Here is a 22,358-nt window from a genome sequence, read left to right on the forward strand (position 1 = left end):
GCCCAAAACGTCACACGCGCCCAGCATCCCCACTATCGAGACTGGGGATGCTTCTACCTCGCCGGAGGATGTTGACATGCCGATCAACCTTCCCGACCTTCGATGGTCCGAAACCTCTCTGGTTCCTGAGGAACGCGTCACCAAGGGTGTGCCGAACAGGGCGCCCGACGGTGACCTCGAATCAAGAATCCTCCTCGGCGGGCCAATCTGCCGCCCGCTCGAGAAGGCCCTGGCGGCCGACGACCCAGCCTTAGTAGCCCTTACCGCGGAACAAGAAAATGCGGCCTACACCATGACCGACCTTGCCGTTACGTTTGACGGCAGCGAGGACGAGCGGATCGAAAAGGTGTGGGTGCAGATCAAACTCACTGCAACTCAATCGCCTCAACCGCCGATCGTGTGGTCAATGACGCCAGAGAAGGTCAGCAGCCCTGTGGAGATGTTCGGCAGCGTCGAAATCAAAGCCAACCTCAAAGTGTTCACAACCGGTGCGACCGCCTCGCGAAAGACGACAGGCGAGGCCACCTTTCTGGAAGCGCTGAACCTGCTCCGTCCTGACCCCGTGTGGGAGTTCAGCAGGTCGCCCGCCCACGCTATTAAGGGGGCGCACCGACTCGTCCTCGTCGTGCGATCCCCAGCACGGACTGCGGTCGAGGGACGGTTATCAATAACGGCCTCGATCCGCAGAAAGTATTGGAACATCATCCCCTATCGGGTGCTGCTCGCTGGCGGCGTGGACACTTTAACCTTCCCTATTCGCACCTCGTAACCTGCTCGAACGGGGGCAGCAGCGGACGCGAAGGTCCCCAGTCGGTGGCATTTCAGATTACGACTCGGGAGGTCCGGACTCGTTCGAACGTGCTGATGGCCACTAAGTCTGGATCGACTACAAATGGGAGACGCTCAGGAAACACCCATCGAATTTGGGTTTCGCCATCAACTAAAGATTCTCAGGAGCCCCAACATGAGCAATGTTGCAGCCATCGGACTCGGAATCATGGGCTTTCAACCGGCTGTTCTGGTGCATCCGGGTTGCCGGCCCGTCACGCACGTGTCCGATCCGAATGGCGGAGCGTACTACTTGTAGCCGTTGCTGTGGTTGCGGCCGGCCTGACCGGAGGTCCGACTGGAAGCAGGTATGCGTGAATCGCCAAACGGCAATGACCCCTGCTCAGTGGGTTTGACCTATTGTCTTGACAAGCCTGAACGGGGTCGTTTTAATTGTTGGTAGGACGCCGAAGGTGACGCAGATCACGATCGCCGCGAGCTTGGCGGACGCGACAGAGACATTCCTGGCAACCATCCGCTTCCCCTGTTCATTAGGGACGGATACTGATGGCCACCGCGAATCCTCCTGTGTCTTGAACCGCAAACAACCACCCCTTGGGCGCCGCAAAGACCCCCGACCGCCACGCAAGGACAATCATGCCCACCGCAATTGAAGCCATTGATATCCACGTGACCAGCCGGCACTCGCTCGATGAACAGCTTGAGGCCGCAGTCAAGGACCTTCAGGAAGCCGCAATGCTCACGGGAACATACGGAATCCTGGTCACTCGCAACAAGCCCGGACGCTACACAGCCGCGCTCTCGGACCAGGTTCCATTCGGAATGACCCGCGAACTCGTCCACTAAAGACCACGCCGCCCTGCGAGCAGGACAGCGAGGAAACTGAGCCAGGGCGGAGGCACACAACTGGTCGTTGAGGAGCTGTTCTGCGGCTTGCCGGGCGGCCCGGCGGGTGGCAGAACGGCTCGATAGGTAGTACCCGCCCTGACTGAGGGATTCCAGTCCGAGCCGGGTCAAGCAGGCCGACGTCGATCATGGTTCCGAAGAAGATGATGGCGAAGAACAGCAGGGCCGCCGTGGGGGCGAGCTTGACGGTTGATTCGATAATCATGTCCGGTATCCGGCCAGTTATGCGACCCCACCGCCGAAAGGGAGGCGGTAAACGGGTTCGGTTTCCTGGTGCCTTTCGGCCACCGGCATTGCTTCTTGAGCCATCCTGTTCCCGACGGACAACATCGGCGTTCCTTACGGTCGGCCTACCACACCACAGGTCCGGGAGGCCGTCGGGGTTTCCACGTTCCACATGCGCAAGACACGACGGTCAGGGTGCCGCTTCTACCCCGGGGCGGTGGTGTTCATGCGATCGGTCAGATGCGCCCGACCGCCACCTGCCATTTTCCAGCAGCCAGYCCTGCACCCCGGCACCACATCCATCTATCCGAGGCTCACCTTGACGAGGTGTCAGCAGAGATTCACTCACGTTCACCCATCCGGTCTTCCCCTCACCTGCGGTTCTTGGATGGAACAACAACCGCTTCGGCTTTTCCCCGAGCTTCACACCCCGCCGTTACCGGCAACGCATGTCGAGGAGGGGTCAGGCATAGAACACACGCCCGAGATCACGTCATCGACAACATCGCCGATCCTTCCTTCCAACGCGTCCACTTACTGCATGCGACCTCGTGTCGCACCGTCTGCGAGATGCCCTCTCATCACGGTGGAACAGGACCCTAAGCAAGTACCATTCTTCCCGTCCAGAGTGGCCTCGCCGGTGAGCAATTCGGACAGGGCGCGGAAGTCGGCGGCATGGGTCATGGCGGGATCCTTCTGCTCAGGCCTCGTCGAAGACGAGGTCTTCGGCGGGATGAGTTATCCGCACGGTGTCGCCGTTGAGGACCTCGACCACAGCGTCGAGACCGGTAGTGGAATGGCCGGTGGAGAGGATGAAGTAGCGGTCGCCGGCCTGGGCCAGGAAGTCAGGGAACCCGGCCAGGGACGGGTYGCCGCCGCCCAGCTGCAGGTAGTCCACCAGCCGCCGGAAGAGCTTGGGGAGGACGACCACGTCGTCGGTGAGCGAGGAAAGCCCGGTGACCTTGGCCCCTATGGTGGTCGCGTCGCTCGGCCACAGGCCCCGGGCCGGGGCCGCCTGCGCCTGGTGGGCTGCGGCGGTCAGTTCCGCGCGCAGGTCGGGGAACAGGTTTCGGTAGTAGGTCGGGTAGGCCAGCCCGGCCGAGAGCAGGTGGTGGTTGGCAGTGGTCTTGAGCAGAGCCACGTCGACGAAGATGCCGGTGCCGCTGGCACCCAGGGGCTCGCCGCGGCCGACCAGCGCCACGCACCGGCCGTGGATGTCGGCGCCGCGGGTTAGTATGAAGCCGGGGACGCTCTCGGGCGTGGCGGCGGTTACCGTCTCGTCCGGGGTGCGCTGCACCCCGGTGAAACCGAGCCAGGCCAGCAACTCGTCCGCGGCGGCGTGGGCGAGGGTCAGCGGCTGATGCGCTCGAGGCCCCCCTGTCACCTGGTAGTGGGTCTCCAACGCGTCGATGGCGTCCAGCCGCAACTGGCTGCGCCCCGACCCGTTGCGCTTGACCCGGTGCGTTCCCCCGACCAGGTTCCATTCCGCCGGGTTGTCGGGGGTGAAGTGGACAGAATCCCCGTCCGGCTGGCCACCCTTCACCTGGAACGAGCCCTTGATCAGCAGCGTTGACATGACGCGCCCCCTGGTTGCGGAAGGGGTACCGGATGCTTTGCTGACGCACACCCGGGACCGCACCTACTCGACCACTACGTGACCCTCAATATCGCAAACAGCACTTGGTGGTGACCGTAGGCGCCCGGCCCGGTATTTGTCAACGGATTCAGGGCTATTTCAAAGTCCAGTGAGGTTCCGGGCGATTTCCGGGTTGCGTCCGGCAGTCCGCATCGCCTTGGCGATGCCCCGGGTTCCGGCAAGGCGATGCAGGGCCAGGACCAGGTTGCGCAGACTGGCCATCACATGTGGCGCGTTGCCCGTGCGGATCTGGGACTTGTCCTCGCCCATGGTGGAATCCCTGACCCGGTGCAGTCTGTTTTCGATGCCCCAGTGTCCGCGGATGTAGGCTGCCAACTCGGCCGCGCCGGCTTCCTCGGCGCGTAGGGACGTGACCTGGTAGACGCGTTCGGCCGTCCGCTCCCGGTTTGGTGGTTGGTTTTCTCCCGGGTGAGCACGGTTTGGGCCGCGTGCGGAAAATCGATCCAGTCCTGGGCCGGCTGCGCGGTCGCGCTCCAATGCGTGGTGCGTCCGTGGGCTTTCTCCCACTCGGAGTACCCGACCTCGCGGGTGAACCAGGTCTGGAACTTGATGCGGTCCAGCAGCGCCTTCTGGCTGCCCTTGACGGTGAGCACGTAGTGGGCGCCGCGTAAGTGCAGGAGCTTGGCATGGGCCCGCTGGGTATGCAGGGCATCGGCGGTGACGACCGCCCCGTCCAGGTCTCCGACCTGTTCCAGCTGGGGTTTGAAGTGCGGGATTTCGTTGGTTTTCTCCGCGATGGACTCCTGGCCCCCACCAGCCGGAGGCGTGTTCGGGGTCTGAGGAGGATCGGTACGGAAATTCACGTTTAGGGCTGTTGAATTGGTGGCATGGCGGTCGATTTCCTCAGTGATGAGCAGGCTGCCGGCCAAGGCCTGGCTGAGGCGGATTGAATCTCCGGATGTCTGGCAGACGTGCGCGTGGTGCAACAAGCGATCGACGGTTGCCGTGGCGAGGGTTTTGGGCATGAGCTCGTCAAACCCGGCGGGATGCAAATTTGAGGACACCGCGATGGACCGTTTCTCATAGGCCGCGTCGACGAGGCGGTAGAGCCCCTCCGCAGCGTCGGTGCCCACCGGCAAGAGGCCTATATCATCGACCACCACCAAATCCGCGCGCAGGATCCGGCCGACGACTTTGGTGACGCTGTCATCGGAGCGGTGGGCGCGCATGAGAGCCCCGAGGTCCTCGAGGCGGAACCATGCGACCCGCATGCCGGCCTCGACGGCCTGCTGCCCGAGAGCCTCGAGGAAGAGCGTTTTGCCGGTGCCGGAGGGGCCGCAGATCACGACGTTCTCCTTCCTTCCGATCCATTCCAGCGTCCGCTGGGCCTGCTGTGTCGGGGCAGGGATCGAGGAAGCGGCGGGGTCCCAGGTGTCGAAGGTCTTCCCGGTCGGGAAGCCCGCGGCTTTGCGCCGGGTGGCGAGCATGGACCGGGACCGGCCGGTGACTTCCTCGACGAAGAGGGCTTTGATGACCTCGGCCGGTTCCCAGCGCTGGGCGCGGGCGGTCGCGATCAGTTCCGGCGCCAGCGCCCGCGCATGGGGCATCTTCAGCTGCCGCATCAGCGCCTCCAGCTCCGGAGCCAGCGCGGGTGCGTTGGCCGGAACCGGGCTCATGCGCTTTCCTCCAGAACGGCGGCGGCTCGGGCGGTTACGGGTGGCCGGCCGATGGCGGCCCACGCGGCGGTGCCTTGGGTGAGGGAACGGGTTTCCCCGGCGGCATGCGTGGTGGTGCGTGAGCCTGCGGCGTTGAGGATCGAGGCGAGGTCCTTGTTCGCGAAGCGGCCGTGGATGGCTGCGGTCCCGAGCGCCTGGTCGACTTCGGCCTGGCCTGCGATCTTGGCCAGGGCGACGGCTTCGGCCATTTTCACGTTCACCCGCGCCGTGCCGGCCGCTGCGGCTTCGAGCAGCCAGGTCCGCGCACCGTCCCCGATCGCGAGGAACTCCATCTCCGCGGCGCTGCGCGCCTTCACTGTGTATTCGCCCGGGATCCTGGGCCGGTGGTCCGGGAAGTGGGCGTCGTTGATCGCCGGGCTGCCGGGCCGGGCGCGCGGGTGCCGGGCGACTTCCACCGGACCCTTGCTGCCGTGATGGACCACGATGATCTGCTCGTCCGGTCCGGCGCCGTGGCTGCGGACGAACACCCGCGCGCCGAGCAGATCCGCCGGGACCGAGTACTGGCCGTTCTCGAACGTGACCATCGGCGTGTTCTCCGGGACGCTGCGTGAGAGGCCGAACGCGACCGTGTGTGCGTTGTCCGGAATGCGGTGCAACCGTGGCGCTTCCTCGGCAAGCATCGCGGCGGGTTTGCGGCGGGTTTGCGGCGGGTGGCACGGTGTTCACGGTTGTTGACCTCGTCCATGAACGCCTGGCAGGCCGCTTCGATCTGCGCGAAGGAGGCATATTCGGCGCGCAGGGGACGCTGCAACGGGCATCTTCTTCTGCTGCCCCAGTCGGTCATCCAAGGCCGGCTTCCGCCACTCACGCCTCGATAACGTTGCAGTAACGGGGCTCCGAGCAGAATGCCCCCATCGAACTGATGAAGCCGATCGGCGGTCATGACGGTCCGTCTCGATCGGGAGCAGCGCGCTCTTAACCACGAGCCCCAACCCTGCCACCGTCCGAGGAGGTCCCGATGGCCATCCTGCATCGCTCGCTCTCTTTGTTTTCGACGCTGTGGGCCAACGTCCACGGCGACGCCGCGTTCTCTCTCTGGCAGATCACCGACGACGGTGCCCGAAGCCTCGGCGCCCCAGTGATGGTTCCTGTCTTCATCTCCGGCAAGACCTACAGCGTCACCGTCGCCCACTCCATGTTCTGGGAGCCGGCGCGGGGTGAGGAGCCAAATGACACCTTGGCCAAGATCATGCTGTGGTGCGAGGTGATGTACCGCCTGTCTGTGGGCGACGGCATTTACGCTGACGATGCCGTGGGTTCGGTCTCGCCCAGCACCAGTTTCACGGACGCCGACGGTACCGTACACACGTACGCGATGGAGACCTTCTTCACCAGCGCCACGGTCCCGAAGGGAAGCGTCACCTTCGCCGGACTGCTCGGGGGGCGCACCGCGTTCCCGGGCTTCGACATCAAGCGGCGGGCGATCGGATCGGTGCTGCACCTGGTGCAGGACTCCTTCGCGCGCGGGCATGTGAAGCGGACGCTGTCCAACCCGGGCGACCTGGCCGCGCCATCGTCGATCGACACCTACAAGCCCGGAAAGTTCGGACACTGGACTGATGTCGAGAACTTCCACGACTACAAATCCCAGAAGGAAGACGACCATGACAAGAATGACCAAGTGGCCAGTCGACCCGATCCGCAAGTGCTGGACTCCTTCAACCCGATAATCGGTGCGCGGGACGCTGCCGACGCCTCCGTCAAGATTCTGGACCGCTGGAAGACGGGTGACCCCTGGGCAAAAGGCCAAGCCCCAGGTGACCCGGCTGTTCAAATTATCCGAAGGCGGCACCCCGGCCGACGGCACCGAATAAAGGGACTAATGCACCAACGGGCACCTCGACAGTGGGCGAACGGCTGGGTTGGTGGTGACTCCGAGAGACCGCTATGCATGCTAGCTCCCCCCATAGTTCGGCCGATGGACCAGTGCCGTGAAGCCGATCATGAATTTGAGGCGGATCATCATGAAGCTCTTGCCGAATCGGCCACGCGTAGTAGGCAGGCTCGTTGCCATATTGGTGGTGGCCGCCATTTTGGGCGTAGCCGCCATCGTGGGCGCAGCGAACTCGCCGCACGGGACCGATCAGTGGGTCGATTCCCTCTCGTCTGAGGTGGCAAAGGCCGGGGTTCAGATCGTGGCAGTCGGTGTGCTAGGGGGCGCTCTTACGTTTGCATGGAAAGCCCTTTCAGCTTGGAACCAGACGCAGAAAGACCAGCGGTCTAAACTTGGCCAAGATCTAGTTGAGCTCTTCACGTTGTACAACGACGTCAAGGGAGTGCGTCGCATTCTGAAGAGTCAAGGCCTGGACCTCAAAGCACCCAATCGCCCCGATCCCGCATCGGACCCCGGGGGTATTCTTAGTACTCAACAGTCCGAAGCTTTCCATGAGCAGATGCTCGCGCTGATGACTCTGCAGCTCAGGTTCGAGTCCAAGGCGCGGCAGTTTGGTCAGACCGACTTCCTCGGCGTGGATACGAACCGCGTGGTTTCCCACTTGGGAGTCATCGAGCGGTATCTTCACGATGTCCTGAAGGAAGCATGGGAACGACGCGCCTGGACGATTCATGCGGGTACTGACGTGACGCTGGTCTCGGATGCACTTCAGGATCTCTTCCGCGCTGATGCCTTTCGCGCCAACATGACCAATCCGGTTGCAGAGATCACCCGTCACATCAACGCGCACATGTTTGGTGAAGCCACAAAAGTGACTCAGGAAGCGTTGGAGAGCCTCGTCGGGATCGATGCGGCCGCCGAGGCTAAGGACCCCCACAGGGAAGGAGACAAAATCAGCGATTCGGGATGAGCATCCGGTGGCAGATGCAACTCACGTGCTTTGACCGCCGATAACCAGGCGTTTCGTCAGCGTGAGCTGGGGGAGAGGCCGCGCAATGGCACATCTTTCCTCGAAGAGTTCGGTTAACGCGGCTTGTAGTGGTCGGACCGGTGTTCGATGCGGTGGACGTATAGGGTGTGCTCGTCGATGTCCAGGGTGAACAGCACCCAGGCGGGGGTGCTGTCGGTGCGGTAGATGACGGTGTTGCCGTCGTCCTGGACGGGGAGGCGGGCCCCGGGGTTGCCGTCGGTCTGCGAGTCCCAGACGTATACACTTCCCGGTCCGGAGACGGTGAGGTTCCCAGTCGCCCTGCATAAGGCAGACGCCGACAGGTCTGCCTGCGGTCTGGGAGTCCCACAGGGGTCCGACGGGTCCGTACAGGACCAGGTTCCCGTCGCCCTGGTAGGTCAGGACATAGCGGCCGTTGGCCGAGGCCGGCGACTGGCCCGGGAGCAGGACCTCGCCCGGCTGCATGTCATCACCCGAGGCGCTAGGTCCTGTGGCGACAGCGGTCTTGGTGTCCCAGGCGGGGGTGCCGTCGGTGCGGTAGATGATGGTGTTGCCGTCGTCCTGGACGAGGAGGCGGGCCCCGGGATCTTGCCAGGTGCCGGAGGACCACACGGGCCTGCTCCCGATACCCGCATCATCGCCGCTCCCGTCAGTTGCCTCGTGGACGGACAAGACGCTAACCCATCCACAACGAAGCAACCAGAGCCCCCAAACCTCGTGAACTACATGGCGGACAGCAGCTGGAGGGCTAGAGATAACGGTCGTTTTTGACCGTCTCGTGCTGGAGGGAGCGGGCGTTCCCTCATGATCATTTGCCGTCGCTCACAAGAAATACCTCCGCACCCAACAACTCAGGGAGAGGAGCCACGCTGTCTCCGTAGTGCGTAATTACTTGTAACGCGCTTCCCCGTTCCAGTCGACAAAGACATTAGGGCAAAGATCCTCCCAGGTCATCCGCCCGTAACGCTGCAGTAACGCGCCGGCTGTTCAGATGGTCACGTACTCAAAGGTCCCGATCCTGAGAGGTGAACAAAGGTGAGTAACCCCCTAGTTGACATCGTCCCTGCCGCCGTTCGAAAAATCGCCTACGCAGTTTATGCGACCGTTGGCCTAATCCTAGGTTGTATTCAGGTGGGCATATCCGCCGCCGGAGGCGGCCAACCGGTCTGGTTCAACGTTAGCCTCGCCGTCTTTGCTTTCCTCGGCGGCGCCCTAGGCTTCACCGCCGCATCCAATACTCAGCCGGTCGAGAATCCCGTGCGATAGGCCCGCTACCTCGGACAGCAGAACCTTACGATCGCTTGGGATAGCGGGGCTTTTTGGCTTGGATTGTTTCCCTCCGCCACGTCCACGAGAAGGGGCTCACTCCAATTAAGGTGGTAGCCAGTTCTACCCGCCCAGCATTGTTCGGCTGGATCGCATGATCCGCCGTACCGAAATGCATAACTCTATCTTCGGAGAATAACTTGTGTACCGACGTCGTATGTCAGTACGCCCGGCTCGGAGGAGGGGGCAGGGTGGCCCGAAAACGAGTGTTATCGAAAAATCCACGAGTGCTATTAGTAGCGACGTGTTTATTAGTCGCAGGTCTTTCCGCATGCTGGGGGGGAGGTGGCACGCCAATTCCCCCTAATGAGAACGGCTCGGCCAGCGTAAACTTCACAACTATCATCAGTGCCAGCGGCGCGCCAAAGTGCACCGTCAACACCACGTATACCTATCAACCCATAACTACTAAGGCAACTTCCGAGGGGTCGGACGCGGTCCAAACACACCAGAGAAGCGATGAAGTTAATTCGAGCACTGGTACCTGCAGTTTCCAAGATGGGGCGTGGAATCTAAAGCAAGGCAAGTGGCGCCTAAGCAGCTCCGCTATCGGCAGCTGCGACGTTGAGCTGCACTCTGGAATTAATGTCGTGATACTTAAAAACGGGAGTTGCGGCTGAGAGAAGACGCAATGGATTGTTTGGCAAAGCTCGCGGCCTAAGTATCAAGTTTCACCCCGCAAGAAGGCATCATGAATCATCAGCCAAAATCCCATTTGCAAGGGATACTACCTAACACAAAGCGCGATTCATTCCGCCGGCACTGCTATGGAATAAGTAGCATTAGAGTTGAGGCGCGCCGGACGTCAAGTATACTCACCCTGGTCATGTGCCTGTTGACATTGACCGGCTGCCCCCCGCCGCCACCGGGTGTAATAAATCCCGTCGGCGGAGCATTGTCGGGATTCAGGGACACGCTTAACAGCGTAATCAGTGAAGCTACCGCGAAGGGTGAAGCGTTGCTGGTCACTGCCGCGGGGCAAGTTGACCTCGCTGTAAGCAATGCTGAATCATCACTGGCAGCCGACCTGAACAAGAGCCTCGATTCCGTCGATTCATCCGTTCGACAGACGCTGGACCACCTGCAAACACTTGTTGCTGACGTGAAAACAGCCACTCAAGAGACGCTCAAAACCGCTATCGACGGGTCCCAGCAGCTCATCAACAGCCTTCCTTTCACTAACAAGAATCCCCAGGTCCGGTCGTATTCCCCGCAATTCTCCGCCCTGACTTCCAACGTGGATGTGGCAATTACCGTTAGCGGAAACTTTTTTTGGGCATCAGAACAAGGTAAACAAGTCACGCTCACTGCCGGAGGAGAGACTTTGCAGCCAACGTTGTCGACCACAACAACTGTCGGGTTCACTCTGCCAGCCCGATTATTCAGCTCTTCACCGGACAGGTTCACACCCACCTCCTTCACGGTTCATGCTCCCTATGAAAAGGGTGCAATATTCCCCCAAGCTAAGGTTGGAGATTTCCGACTACTCGTAACCATCCTCCCAAATCAGCCACTTCGTGCTCTAACATTGAAAAATTCGACTGCCGTTCAAGGTACCGAAACGAAGCAGGCTTTTCAGCCAACGCAATATACGACTGACGGGACAGGTTGGCGCGTTGAGTCCTGGTCCAACTGCAAGGACAACAGCGACTCTCATGCAATCAGTGCAGACCCCGACGGATGGCAAATCCTTCCCACCTCCATTGCTGTCGGGTACATTAAGCGCGGCTATTCTCCACGCGGCGAAGCGTCCATAACTGCGGCTAGTCCAACTGGCTTTGTAGTGGAGGGAAAAACACAGGCCGCCTGTTTCCTGGGGATCAGCAGTAACTCAGGCGACATAGAGTACTTTGTAGCCTATTCGCAGCAGAGGAGTGTGACGACCACAAATCAGGAAACTAGGGACCTGCTGGCGGGTGCAAATACCGGCATGCAGTGGGGTGACCGCCTGGTTGTCCCCGTCACGAAGGGGGGCTGGCATCTACACGCGGTGCTCTGGGATGGGACAGTATTGGAAACGTCGGGGACTGAAAAAAGCAATAAGTATTTCTCCGTGGAAGACCAGGGCCCGAACATATCCATCTCCTTAGTGGCACCAGCTCAATTGGCCGTCAGCTGAATCATGTCATTTCGGTCGTCGGAGTACCGTTGGCAGTATGTAGCGCTTCCCTAGGAGCTAATTCCGTGGACTCTGTGGCAAAGCTGAAGTCCGAACCCGGCTTATTCGGTGTGACCAAGTTGGAGTGGAAGTCCTGGCCTAGCCGAAACTGGCTCAGCTGGCTTTTAGCGGCTCTTTTCCTCGTCGGAGCTGGCATCCTGATTTCCCAGACGGTTCTGCAGCCTAGGCAGCCTAGCAGTTGGCACAGCTCATCAAGGATCATTGTGGGTGCCCTGCTGGTTGTTATCGTGGTAGTTCGCCTCGTAATGGAGGCCACGGTGGCCAAGCCAGAACCAGGGTCCCCCCTCCTTGGGACCGGCAACTAGTAGACCCATGGTGGTCAACAATCCATACCCTCACAGGAATAGCTCTCGGAATTTGGCTAGTCCCGCTCGGCGTGGCTCTTCAAACGAGAGCTTGCGTTCGTACCACCGGGCGGTCTCAGCAAGTAACGACCTAGTAACGCCGGGGAATAGATACTGATCACAGAGAGAGGGTAATTTTGATCTTGTAATTTCGGGTTTGGAGATGGGCGATATGCCTGGCTGGTACGTACATATGGAAGCCGCCCGCCTCGCCGCTGAGCGGCTGCAGGCAGCGGATCTCCCTGCCGACTACGGGCTGGATCCTGCTGAAGCCCAGCGGCTGGGAAACCTGGCATACAAATGGCGTAACTACTTAGCAGCAGGCGCCCTGGGCCCAGACCTGTTCTTCCTTCTACCGGATTTCAAGGCGCCGTTCGGCGGCCCCATTCTCGGCATTGCGGACTGGGTGCTCAAAGTCTGGACTGCCGTCGAGGAACACCTTATCGACCCCTGGGAAGAGTGGATGGGCCCGATCGGCGCTAATAATTCCCAGGTGGCCTCTGACCTCACCGGCGGCCTGTCGCAGCAACTCGCCGCTGCACTTGACGACATCTCGGGTGCCATCAGCAACGCGATGCAGTCGGCCATCACCCGCAGCACAGACGTTTTCGGATTCCTCACCTCCGGCGTCCCGCAGGGCTTCGGCGAGTCCGCCTTTTACTGGTCAGATATGCTCCACTACCGCCGCACTTACGAGGTGCCGGCCGAGCTCTACCGGGCTGCTCGCGCTGCCGAGTTGGCCGCGACGAACGACGACGAACGACAGGACGCCGAATCTCTGCAGGCCTTCGCGCTCGGTTGGATGTCTCATTGCGCCACTGACGTCGTGGGTCACGCCTTCACTAATGCCAAGTCGGGCGGCCCCTTCCGGCTGCATTGGCAACGGCACCACTTAGTGGAGAACCATTTCGACTCCGCCGCTTACAGCGCGCGCTTCGGTGGCGGGCCGCAGTACTCGACGTTGGGGACTTCCGCCCTGCACTTCCGCATCTCCTGGCGTGTCCGCAACGATGCACCTTACTCCGGGCGGTCGGACGCGCCGGCCTACGACTATTTCGCCGGATTCCCGCCATATCCCTCCGGGGCCACGGCGATCGACAGCTTCAGCCGCAAGCAACACTTCTCGATGGGGCCGTCGGAGATGCCCAAGCACCTTAAGCAGGCTCTCAGCGACACGCTCCGTGTCGTCTACGCCCGCCCCGGCGACGACATCACCCCCGAGGTGCTCAACACGACGGACCCGGCCTTTAGCGACGATGGTCGGCCCAACGAGGCCGCCATGGACATCATGTGGGAGATTGTCCACCGGTTCCTCGCACACATGGGTTCCTCCGGGCTGTCGCTGCGACCCCCATCACCACCCACGGTGATCAATGACCACCCGTTCCCCACCCCGCCGGGCGGTTCGAGCGGCGCGACGCGTCCGGATCGCGGGGTGGACCTATCCGACGACGACGTCACCGTGCTCGACATTTTGTTCGCGATCTTCGCGTGGGTGGTCTTCATCGGCCAAGTGGTCACATGGCTCCTCACGATCCTGCCGGCTCTCATTCTGGACGTGGCAACCTTCCCGGCCCGAGAGATCCTGCACTACACGGTCGTCGCACCGCTGCAGTCGTTGGTGATGGCCTCGCGGCGGCTGCTTGTGATGGCCGGGTTCATCAGCCCCGAGACCGAGGAAATCGACCAAGGCCTTGTGAACCTTGGCAGGAGCAGTCAGTTTTGGCGCGCTTCGTTGCGCGCGGACCTTGCCGATCCCGCCGGGTTCGCCCCGCTCCCCACATCCTTCGACGAGCCCTCCGGCCGCCGCACGCCCCAGGAGGCGCGGCATGCAGATCCGGCTTACCCCAGGGACACACCGCGTGACCCTGTCCCGGTGCTGAGCCAGATCCTTGCTCGTGCGGGCGTGCCGCCGGTAGTGCCGAGCACCGGCATCACGGACCCGTTCAGCGAGTGGGTATTCCCCTGGCGGTACCCGGAGCGCGACGTGCAAGGCCATCGCCTCGGGTGGGAAGCCGATCTCGTACACGCCGGACCCTTCGTCCTCGGCGACAACGCCTCCATCCTGCTCTCCCGTTCCCCCACCGATGTCGCGGTGGCCGCGGAGTACGAGCAGGCCCGCGGCCCGAAGGGCACCGAAGAAGTCAGCGCGCAACGGCTACCGCAAAACCAACACCTCGGCCACCCGGTGGACTACACGCTCTACCTCGCGGCCAAACTCACCAGCGGCGGGGCAGTGAAGAACTTCAACCTTGACTCCGACCGCGGCTACGCCTGGCGATGCTGGGACTGGAACCGGCACGTCCCGGAGATCGACCCCGCTGACGGCAGCGAGAGATGGGAGTGCTGGCCGAACGCGGCGAACATGCCGAACCAACCCGACGCCTTCGAGCATTCGCAGCCCTGTACCCCGCCGGCCCAATTCGACCCCTACAGCGTGCATGAGCACCAGCCACGGCGGCCCGCACTGCCTCGGCCCGAGCACATGTTCGACCCATGGCAACGCCGACTCATCCACTACCTCGAGGACGACCCGAAAGACTACCCGCGCTGCGGGCTCGTAGTCGACGCGACAATTCCGCCCGAACAACTGGACGCTGCGGGAGTATCTCCGGAAGGGGAGGGGTGAAAATGCCTGACGTGGATGACACGGACTCAACCAGTAGGGGTGGACCCCCTCCCGGATTCACGGACCCGGAACCTCTGCCGCCACGGGGGCTTCCGGACCTCGATCCGAGCTGGCGTCCCAGCRATGTCGGTACGAAGATCATGCAGCAGTTCGGCCATGAAATCCGTGAGCGCCCGGACAAACTATGGTTCCCGCACCTCATCGTCCGTGCAGGTCCTGGGGACACCGGCGCCCGCCCGCTGTGGCCGCCCACACCGTGCTGGGTCTCCCCGGACATCCTCCTGTTCGAAGAAGCCGACGGCGTCGACCTATCCCGCGCGGTAATCCAGCCGCGCGTCGGGCAGCGGTACATCGTGGCCGTGCACGTGTGGAACCTCGGACGGTTCCCGGCGTTCAGCGTGCTTGTACGCGCATGGTGGGTGCTGCCCGGCTTTTCCCCGACGGCCACCGACCCGCGCTATCGGCCGCAGTTCATTGGAGCCACAATGGTCGATCTCGGCGACCGGGACTCGGGCCGGGCGCACCAAATCATCCCGCTGCCCACACCGTGGCTTGTCCAGGACGACGGCGGCGGTCACCAGTGCCTCTTCGCCTGCGCAGAGTCCTTCGCCGATCCGCGCGGCAACGACCTCTTCGACGCGAACAACGACCGCCACGTCGCACAACGCAATCTCAGCCTGATCCGTGGCGACGACGAGGCTGCGCCGCTGATCGACCAGCTCGGGACGATGCTCCTGGACGGGGAGCCCCTGGTATTGGCCGTGGGCGATATGCGCACCCCCTCGCTGCGCGGTGCGGTCGAGCGTGGCGTGGCCACCAGCAGTGACGTACGGACCGGCACCGGCCCGATCACCATGGACCCACCCCGTCGTCTCGTCGCCACCCTCCAGCGAGTGGATGGCGTGTGGTTCACGGATCGGGACTCGCCGGACCTGCCCCGTGACGACCGCCGATTCGGCCGGCTCGGAGCTGGGCGCCGCGATCTGGGGACCGAGCGGCTGTCCGAGGCGATCGTGTTGATGCTCGGCGCGGCGGGGACGACGGCGCGGAGCCTGCTGGCGAGCCCCGGGATCGGTGACCTTTCCTCCGCTGCACTGCATTTGAGCACCAACCAGACCGGGTACACCGTGCTGCTCTCACAATGACCGCCGCACCCCCACGAGGACTAACCGAGGTGATTCACATGCACCAGCAGGAACCGAGCACGCAGAAGAATTGGAGCCCCTGGCTGCTGAACTCGACGTCAGCGGGCGTGACATCGACCTTCTCAACGTTGTTTTGCCTGCCAGAAGCGAACCACAGTGCCGAGCAGGTGGTGCAGTGCAAGGCGACGCCGGTCACCGCGCGAGAGGCAGCAAAAGAAAGCCGGGACGTGCGATTTCCGCCCCGCGGCGTCATGCGACCACAGAAGCGTCAGCGGCGGGGAGCAGACGGTCTCGAAGTTGTAATCAGGCGCCCTCAGGAAATCGCGCTCCAGAAACGACTCGAACCCTAAAGGGCACAAGCGATCGAACTCCGCAAAAAGTTCGCGTAGTTGCGCTTGCCCTCCAGCAAAGAAGCGCCTAATCGGCACGGCCGACTCAATGGGCCCGATCGGCACGGCCGACTCAATGCGCAGGGATGCCAATCCACCTGAGATAGGGCATCAATGCCAAGTCCAACCATAGCCAGCTGAATGATCGGAGTTTGCCCGACATGTATGACGTGATAGTTCACCGGTATGCGGAGTGGGATGAATTGGTGTGAGCGGACCTCGGGATAATCGTGGACCCGTTGATTTATGGTATCGGGCAGTTCTTCCTCGAGGGTGGGCAAGGCGCCGCGGCCGAAAGCGAAGCCCGCTGGAATACCATCAGTGAGGATCTCACGTCCCTCGTGACTTTTCTGGACATGATCGTTCTATACGATCGCCTCCCCGCGTTCAATTACGCGGACACCTTTGCCTTCTCCGGAGTAGCAAGCCTGAAGTCTGCCCTGAACCAGTACGGCGAGAAGGTACTCTATCACGTCGATGTCGAACACGACGTGTATCGCCAAGTCAAAGCTTCTGCGCTCCTGCAGTTGGAACAACTCCTTGCGAACGGCCCGTTCATCTCGTCCGCCGCGGCCTCATCTACGCTCGCCACTTTGACTGCCGTCCGGTACGACTGGCAGCCTCGCCTAGAACAGCTGGAAATGCGGGTCAAAGACCCCGACGGGCGCCGGCTGGCACAATTCCTGCTCGGACAGCTCGTGTTCTCGGGGTATGCCCAGCTGACGGGGTCACCGCATATTGTCGCGCCGCGGCGCAGTGCGTTCCTCGTCGCTGCGGGTCTTCAAAAGATCGATATAGATACTCTTTCCGAGTCCGAAAACTACGACGAGCTCCGCCGCCGTATCCGCGATGCGGGCGAGAGTTGGCGCGATGTGAAGGCCCCTTGGACGCCTTCCTTCGTACCGTATCTGCTCAGCAAAATGAACGTGTACCGGCAGGGCCCGGACGAACTAGTAAGAAGGGCACTTGATCTCCGTGAGAACAAAGCCGTGCAGCGGTACCGCACCTTGCGACGGGAACTCCTGTCCCAGGACCCTCTGAAGTCTGCTGAGGCGCAACAGCTGCTCACAGGGGCAGCCGACAAAGTCGCCCGTAACCTCGGGACCGATCGGGACGACCTGGAACTTACCAGAAATATTTTCGTAGAAGGGCTTCCGAAAGCTGCGGGTATCGTCGCCGGCGCTGGAGTAGGCGCATTGGCGGGCGGGCCGGAAGGTGCCATTTTCGGAGGTCTCGCAGGTCTCACCGCTGAATCGGCGCTCACCCTGGTTCAGAGCAAACTGTGGGGATGGCTAGTTGCCGGGCTGCCCTGCCGCAGGGCAGCCAAACTGCTCACACGCACCGTCATGGCCGAATATCGGATGCGAAAGGATCTTGGAATACAGCTTCACGCGGTTTGGGAAACGGGACCTCGACAATCATAACCGAGCAGTGTGCGGCCCGCTTTGGTGCGGCTGGTCCCTCAATCCCCTGGTGCATATGGTTAGCGTCCTTCGTTGTCGGCCTTAGCTTGGACCAGCCACAGTGAGGCCTAGAAAGTTGGAATGACTAATGGGTGTTAGTACTTCGCTCGACGAGCTACAGACGGTTGTCCGTATATACGTCGCGGTGGTTGAACTGGCGCGTGAACGTCGACGTTCGGTTTCGGCTTCGGAGCGGGCCTGCTGTGCCCGGGCGAGGGCTTCATAAACGGCGGGCTCATCCGCGCCGGTGTTGTTCACGTCGATGCCGTAGCGGCGCTGTACCTGCGGATTGACGGGAAAGGCCGTGAGACCCGGAGGCAACAATCTCCAGTAGCTTGACCAGGCAGCTGATCGGGCCAAGGCCCGGAGAGGAAGGCCCGGAATTGGCTTGCGTAAAAGTAGTAACACCGCAGTAACGGCTCAAATGGACGATGAAGTCCGATTGAAAGTCATAGCGGCGGGGGCAGGGCATGAAAAGAGTTCGGCTTGTTGGGGTAGTGCTGTCCTTCTGCCTTTGTTCTGCATTGCTATCCGGCTGCAATCCCCTGGACCCGGTTGTGGATGCAATCGACCAAGCAATATCGACAGTCGACAGGAGCGTCACCGTCGTCCAGCGGGAGTCAGGGGCTTGGAGGAACGAACTCCCGCAGTTGACGGAAGGTCTTAATTCGGCCGCCCAAAAGGCTCAGGCGCAGGGCACCGCCGATGCGGAGAAGGTCATTACAAGTGCAACGAACTCCGTTCGATCCCTCGCCGAGGATACGATTAAAATATCTGGATTGACGGCATACGGGACTGCCCCGGGTTTGCTTGACTCCTGACTTGTGAGGATTCGTTCCTTGCAGCAAGGATGTTCATATGCCTAAGCCTTTTCCCGCTGAGTTCCGTCGTGACGTGGTCGCGGTTGCGCGCAAGCACGAAGCCCCGATTTCACAGATCGCCAAGGACTTCGGGATTTCCGAAGCAACCCTGCATAACTGGCTGAAGAAAGCCGACATCGAGGACGGCACCCGTTCGGGTGTGACGGAGAAGGAAGCTGCGGAGCTCAGGGATGCCAGAAAACGGATCCGGCTACTGGAGCAGGAGAACGAGATCCTGCGCCGGGCAGCGGCGTTCTTCGCCCGGGAGCTGCCCCCAAAATGAAGTTTCCGCTGGTCCTTGACCTTGCCGCGGACGGGATTCCCGTCGCGGTGGCCTGCCGGGTGCTGGGTTTCTCCAAACAGGCCTTCTACGCATGGAAGGCCACGCCGGTCACCAAGCGTGACTGGTCCGATGCCCACCTGATCAACGCAGCGGTGGACGTCCACCGGGACGATCCGGCGTTCGGATACCGGTTCATCGCCGACGAGCTCGAAGACCAGGGCGTCCGCGCCGGAGAACCGGGTGGCACGGCTATGCAGCAGCCAGCGGATCTGGTCCGTGTTCGCCAAGAAACGCGGCCTGACCCGCAAAGCCGGCCCGCCCGTGCACGATGACCACGTCGGACGGGACTTCACCGCGGCTGCACCAGATCGGCTCTGGCTCACGGACATCACCGAGCACCGGACCGATGAGGGCAAGCTCTACCTGTGCGCCATCAAAGACGTCTACTCCAACCGGATCGTGGGCCACTCCATCGATTCCCGGATGAAAGCGTCCCTGGCCGTCTCGGCCCTTCACAACGCGATAGCGCTCCGGGAACCGGCAGGAACCGTCGTGCAAAGTGATCGAGGTTCCCAGTTCCGCTCCAACGCCTTCGTGCGGACATTGAAGGGCAACGGACTCACCGGCTCGATGGGCCGGGTCGGTCCGTGTGCCGACAACGCCGCCATGGAGTCGTTCTTCTCGCTCCTGCAAAAGAACGTGCTGGACAGTCAACGATGGTCCACAAGGGCCGATCTGCGCCTGGYCATCGTGACGTGGATCGAGAAAACGTACCACCGGAAACGCCGTCAGCGGCGACTCGGACGGCTAACGCCGCTCGAGTTTGAGACAATCTATAGCGGCCTCAAAGCCGCCTAACGAACCTAAACCCCGAGAGTCAACGAAATCCGGGGCAGTCCCTAGTGCCTTTCACATTAACGTCTTTGTACATAAGGCGCCGGGACAACTATCAGGGCATATCACCGGGAAGTCTCGGGTGCAATGTGGTGGCGTAAGGAGCGATGCGTTGAGAAACCTGCTGATTCGCTCCCCGTCGCGGTGAATTACGAAGGAATGTTTACAGGTGGCTCAAACGGCAGTGTTGTGCGTGGGTTTCACAACCAGAGTGTGCTTGCCGACTGCAGTCGCCGGGTCATTGTCGAAACGGACCAGCCGCCGGGCTGCCCCACCTGCGCTGAGATGGCATCCCGGCGTAAGGAACAGCGGCTGCGCGGGAAGCGCCCGCTGGTACTGCGAGGAACCGGTCTTTCCACRCCCGTCGTTCTTCGAATCGACGGCCCAGCATCCGCGCAGTGCCCGTTCCACCGACTGGCTCCGGGACCAGGGTGTTGCCGCAGTCGTCCGTTCCGAGACGGGTCGTGTCCGAGACCGCGACGGCGGCGTTCGGGGTCTCGTGGTGGACAGTCCGTGCGGCGCTGAAACTCAGCCCTCGGATGCTCGCGCCGTGGATTTACACTCTGGCAATTTGGCTGCCCAATTGGCATTCGCCATGCGACACACCGGAAGTCCACCGATGTGAGGATGATTAAGCCGAAAGTGGCTGAAAGCTCGCGTCCGAGAGCTCGTGAGCTTGCCCCTTGCTGAATCCGCACTTCTTCTGCGCTCCGAGTACTCGCGGACTGTGGTGGCCACGAATGCAGTCTTCGCCGAGGGGCACGAGGGTCAACGGCTCCACGTGGTGCTGGAGGGCATCAACCGCGAATTCTCTGCCGTGAACATCCGTATTCTAATTGCACCGGTGCCCGTACTCAGCTAGCAGTCGGGGAGATCGTCGAGATTGTTCGCCGCGATGGTGTCAGGGTCTGTGCGAAGGTAGGGGCCGTTGCGGCCGTCGATGACGCGCACGAACGCGTCGTCGCCGTCGACGCGGGTGAAGTAGATCGCCGTGCGGCTTCGGATTTGTGTGATGGCCTCGGCGGCCGGGACGGGGCCCCATCCGGCGTCCGGGCCGCCGCAGAGGTGCGTGATGTCGCCGCCAGCGTCCTTGCGGGCACGGGTGACCTGGCGGAGGCTCCCCTCACTCGGCTTCCCGCCACCGATCACGTTAGCGACATAAAGCGGGTGCCCGGCGCCCGGCACCGGCGTAGTCCATAGACCATTCGGATTGCTGGACTTCGCGACGCACGCCCACTCGGCCTGAGTCGACGCCGCCCTGTTGTCAGCGAACCCTGTCGGACACTCGTAGGAGAACACGACCGTCTTTATCGCGAGGCTCGCGTCGCAGTACGTGTAAGTGGCGGTTCCCTCGGACCCGAAGATACTCGGCTTCGGGTCCTGGAGGACGAACCGCGCGACCGTGCCCTGAGGGATCCAGGACGGAGGGCTGACCACATACGAGCCGTGGGTCGAGGCGGCGCCGGTCAGCAACAGATCCGACGCGCCGTTAGTGTTGTCGATCATCACATAGCAGGAGAAGTCGAGCGGCAGGCCGAGGTAGTTCTCGATCTCGCTGACCCAGGTCGAGAACGCCTGCGACACGCCGTTGAGCCAGCCCTCGATCGTGCTGCCCGCGACGCCGAACCCCTCGGCGAGTGCACGAACGACCGACGACGCGGATTCGCCGATCTCGATCGCGCGCTGGGACGCGGTCAGGCCGAAGTAGTCGGCAAGGTGCAGAATGCCGAGTCCCACTACGCTGAGGAACTCGGCTTGGACATGGTTAGGGTCGTTGGTCGGGAAACCCAGGCCGGTGTAGGTGCTGACGATCGTCTGGTTGGCCGCCTCGACCGCCGCGAGAATGGGCGCTGGCTTCGGGGGCTGGGGCACCGCGAAGGGCTGGTCGAAGGTGAATGACACCGTCGTGCCGTTCACCGCGAGGTTGGGGTACGGACGTCCTTTGATCCCCGCAATGAACGCGTCGCGCATCGTATTGTCCTTCAGGGTGATGGTGACGTCGACCGACAGCTGGCTCGGGTCCGACAGCACGCCCCACTTGAAGCCGGTCAGCCACCAGTGCACCTCGGGGCCGCGGGTGAAGAGCACTGCGCCGTCGCGGTGCAGCGTCGCCGAGAGTTCGAGCCGGTCAGCGTCGGCGGCGCAGTCGTAGAAGAGGTTGTGGGACAGCACGTCGTCGCCAGGCCGTTGCCCGACGGCGGAGTCGAGCAGTGCGTAGGCCTGCCCGGTGGACCCGATCGGCCGGGTGTAGACACCGATCTCGCATCCAGTCTCCAGCCCGTACTGGCCCTTCCAGAGCTCGATCATCCAGTGCTTGCCGCCGTAGTCGAAGAAGATCGGCTCGCAGTCCAGGACGGCGCTCATACCGAGCGCGGCCGCGTCGTAGCCATAGGCGTAGCCGAAGGATCGCTGTGGGGCGTCTTTCCGCGAGTAGATGATGTCCTGGTCGGGGTCGTACATGAACCCAGCCGCGTAGACGGCGTACGCAAGCGCTGAGATGGGCGTCCAGGGGCTCGGCATGGCTACGCACCGACCAAGAAGGTCACCCGGGCGGGATCCCGGGAGTCGACTCGCGTGTCGGAGCCGCCGAAGAGCACCTTGACTACGATGTCCGGCCTGTCGCCGAGCGCCTCCTCGTATGCCGGTGGCGGGTAGCTCAGCGACCATGCCCCATCATCGTTCGTGACGGCGCGTCCGAGCACGTCGTCCTTCGTCACCGTTTCAATGTCAGTGGCGACGACGACAAGGCC

General features: G+C 62.2%; 14 protein-coding genes and 4 pseudogenes. 11 read left to right on the plus strand and 7 right to left on the minus strand.

Annotated elements, in window-relative coordinates:
* Window positions 1–76 precede the first annotated feature (76 nt).
* Both AC1DR1_RS20875 and AC1DR1_RS20880 read left to right on the plus strand, forming a co-directional pair.
* Window positions 77–769, plus strand: a complete 693-nt coding sequence (locus tag AC1DR1_RS20875) for a hypothetical protein (protein ID WP_476993229.1) — start codon at window positions 77–79, stop codon at window positions 767–769.
* Between the two features lie 656 nt (window positions 770–1,425).
* On the plus strand, window positions 1,426–1,635 hold the full coding sequence (locus tag AC1DR1_RS20880; RefSeq protein WP_476993230.1) for a hypothetical protein: 210 nt from the start codon (window positions 1,426–1,428) through the stop codon (window positions 1,633–1,635).
* Between the two features lie 985 nt (window positions 1,636–2,620).
* Here the strand turns inward: AC1DR1_RS20880 and AC1DR1_RS20885 are convergent.
* The 5 genes and pseudogenes from AC1DR1_RS20885 to AC1DR1_RS20905 form a co-directional block, all read right to left on the minus strand.
* Window positions 2,621–3,496 (minus strand): hypothetical protein, encoded by an 876-nt coding sequence (locus tag AC1DR1_RS20885; protein WP_476993231.1) that lies wholly within the window; start codon window positions 3,494–3,496, stop codon window positions 2,621–2,623.
* A gap of 159 nt (window positions 3,497–3,655) precedes the next feature.
* Window positions 3,656–3,781, minus strand: coding sequence for a hypothetical protein (locus AC1DR1_RS20890; protein ID WP_476993242.1), 126 nt, complete (start codon window positions 3,779–3,781; stop codon window positions 3,656–3,658).
* Window positions 3,782–3,808: 27 nt separating this feature from the next.
* A pseudogene (locus AC1DR1_RS20895) lies at window positions 3,809–4,084 on the minus strand (hypothetical protein); the annotation flags it as partial.
* Between the two features lie 377 nt (window positions 4,085–4,461).
* A pseudogene (locus tag AC1DR1_RS20900) lies at window positions 4,462–5,193 on the minus strand (ATP-binding protein); the annotation flags it as partial.
* Window positions 5,190–6,007, minus strand: a pseudogene (locus AC1DR1_RS20905) (IS21 family transposase); the annotation flags it as partial. The pseudogenes AC1DR1_RS20905 and AC1DR1_RS20900, both read right to left, overlap by 4 nt.
* 204 nt (window positions 6,008–6,211) lie before the next feature.
* On the opposite strand from AC1DR1_RS20905, the gene AC1DR1_RS20910 reads away from it, so the two are divergent.
* The 9 genes and pseudogenes from AC1DR1_RS20910 (at window position 6,212) to AC1DR1_RS20950 (ending at window position 20,470) form a co-directional block, all read left to right on the plus strand.
* Entirely contained in the window at window positions 6,212–7,363 is a 1,152-nt protein-coding gene (locus AC1DR1_RS20910; protein ID WP_476993232.1) for a hypothetical protein, read from the plus strand.
* 145 nt (window positions 7,364–7,508) lie between these two features.
* Window positions 7,509–8,057 carry a hypothetical protein gene (locus AC1DR1_RS20915; RefSeq protein ID WP_476993233.1) on the plus strand — a complete coding sequence of 183 codons (549 nt, stop codon included), beginning with the start codon at window positions 7,509–7,511 and terminating at the stop codon, window positions 8,055–8,057.
* A 2,323-nt stretch (window positions 8,058–10,380) separates the two neighbouring features.
* Window positions 10,381–11,541: a hypothetical protein gene (locus AC1DR1_RS20920; RefSeq protein WP_476993234.1), complete on the plus strand. Its 1,161-nt coding sequence runs from the start codon at window positions 10,381–10,383 to the stop codon at window positions 11,539–11,541.
* A gap of 567 nt (window positions 11,542–12,108) precedes the next feature.
* Window positions 12,109–14,574, plus strand: coding sequence for a zinc dependent phospholipase C family protein (locus tag AC1DR1_RS20925; RefSeq protein ID WP_476993235.1), 2,466 nt, complete (start codon window positions 12,109–12,111; stop codon window positions 14,572–14,574).
* 140 nt (window positions 14,575–14,714) lie between these two features.
* Window positions 14,715–15,719 (plus strand): hypothetical protein, encoded by a 1,005-nt coding sequence (locus AC1DR1_RS20930; RefSeq protein ID WP_476993236.1) that lies wholly within the window; start codon window positions 14,715–14,717, stop codon window positions 15,717–15,719.
* Window positions 15,720–15,757: 38 nt separating this feature from the next.
* Complete coding sequence (locus tag AC1DR1_RS20935) at window positions 15,758–16,069, plus strand: hypothetical protein (protein WP_476993237.1); 312 nt, start codon at window positions 15,758–15,760, stop codon at window positions 16,067–16,069.
* 269 nt (window positions 16,070–16,338) lie between these two features.
* Window positions 16,339–17,532, plus strand: a complete 1,194-nt coding sequence (locus tag AC1DR1_RS20940; RefSeq protein ID WP_476993238.1) for a hypothetical protein — start codon at window positions 16,339–16,341, stop codon at window positions 17,530–17,532.
* Between the two features lie 897 nt (window positions 17,533–18,429).
* A pseudogene (locus AC1DR1_RS20945) lies at window positions 18,430–19,572 on the plus strand (IS3 family transposase).
* Window positions 19,573–20,278: 706 nt separating this feature from the next.
* Complete coding sequence (locus tag AC1DR1_RS20950) at window positions 20,279–20,470, plus strand: hypothetical protein (RefSeq protein WP_476993239.1); 192 nt, start codon at window positions 20,279–20,281, stop codon at window positions 20,468–20,470.
* Here AC1DR1_RS20950 and AC1DR1_RS20955 read toward each other — a convergent pair.
* Together AC1DR1_RS20955 and AC1DR1_RS20960 are read right to left on the minus strand one after the other, a co-directional pair.
* Window positions 20,467–22,128 carry a DUF4474 domain-containing protein gene (locus AC1DR1_RS20955; RefSeq protein ID WP_476993240.1) on the minus strand — a complete coding sequence of 554 codons (1,662 nt, stop codon included), beginning with the start codon at window positions 22,126–22,128 and terminating at the stop codon, window positions 20,467–20,469. The genes AC1DR1_RS20950 and AC1DR1_RS20955 overlap by 4 nt on opposite strands.
* A gap of 2 nt (window positions 22,129–22,130) precedes the next feature.
* Window positions 22,131–22,358, minus strand: a 228-nt coding sequence (locus tag AC1DR1_RS20960; protein ID WP_476993241.1) for a hypothetical protein, incomplete at its 5' end; no start/stop codon positions are given.

This window comes from Arthrobacter sp. P4_F10 (assembly GCF_056401435.1).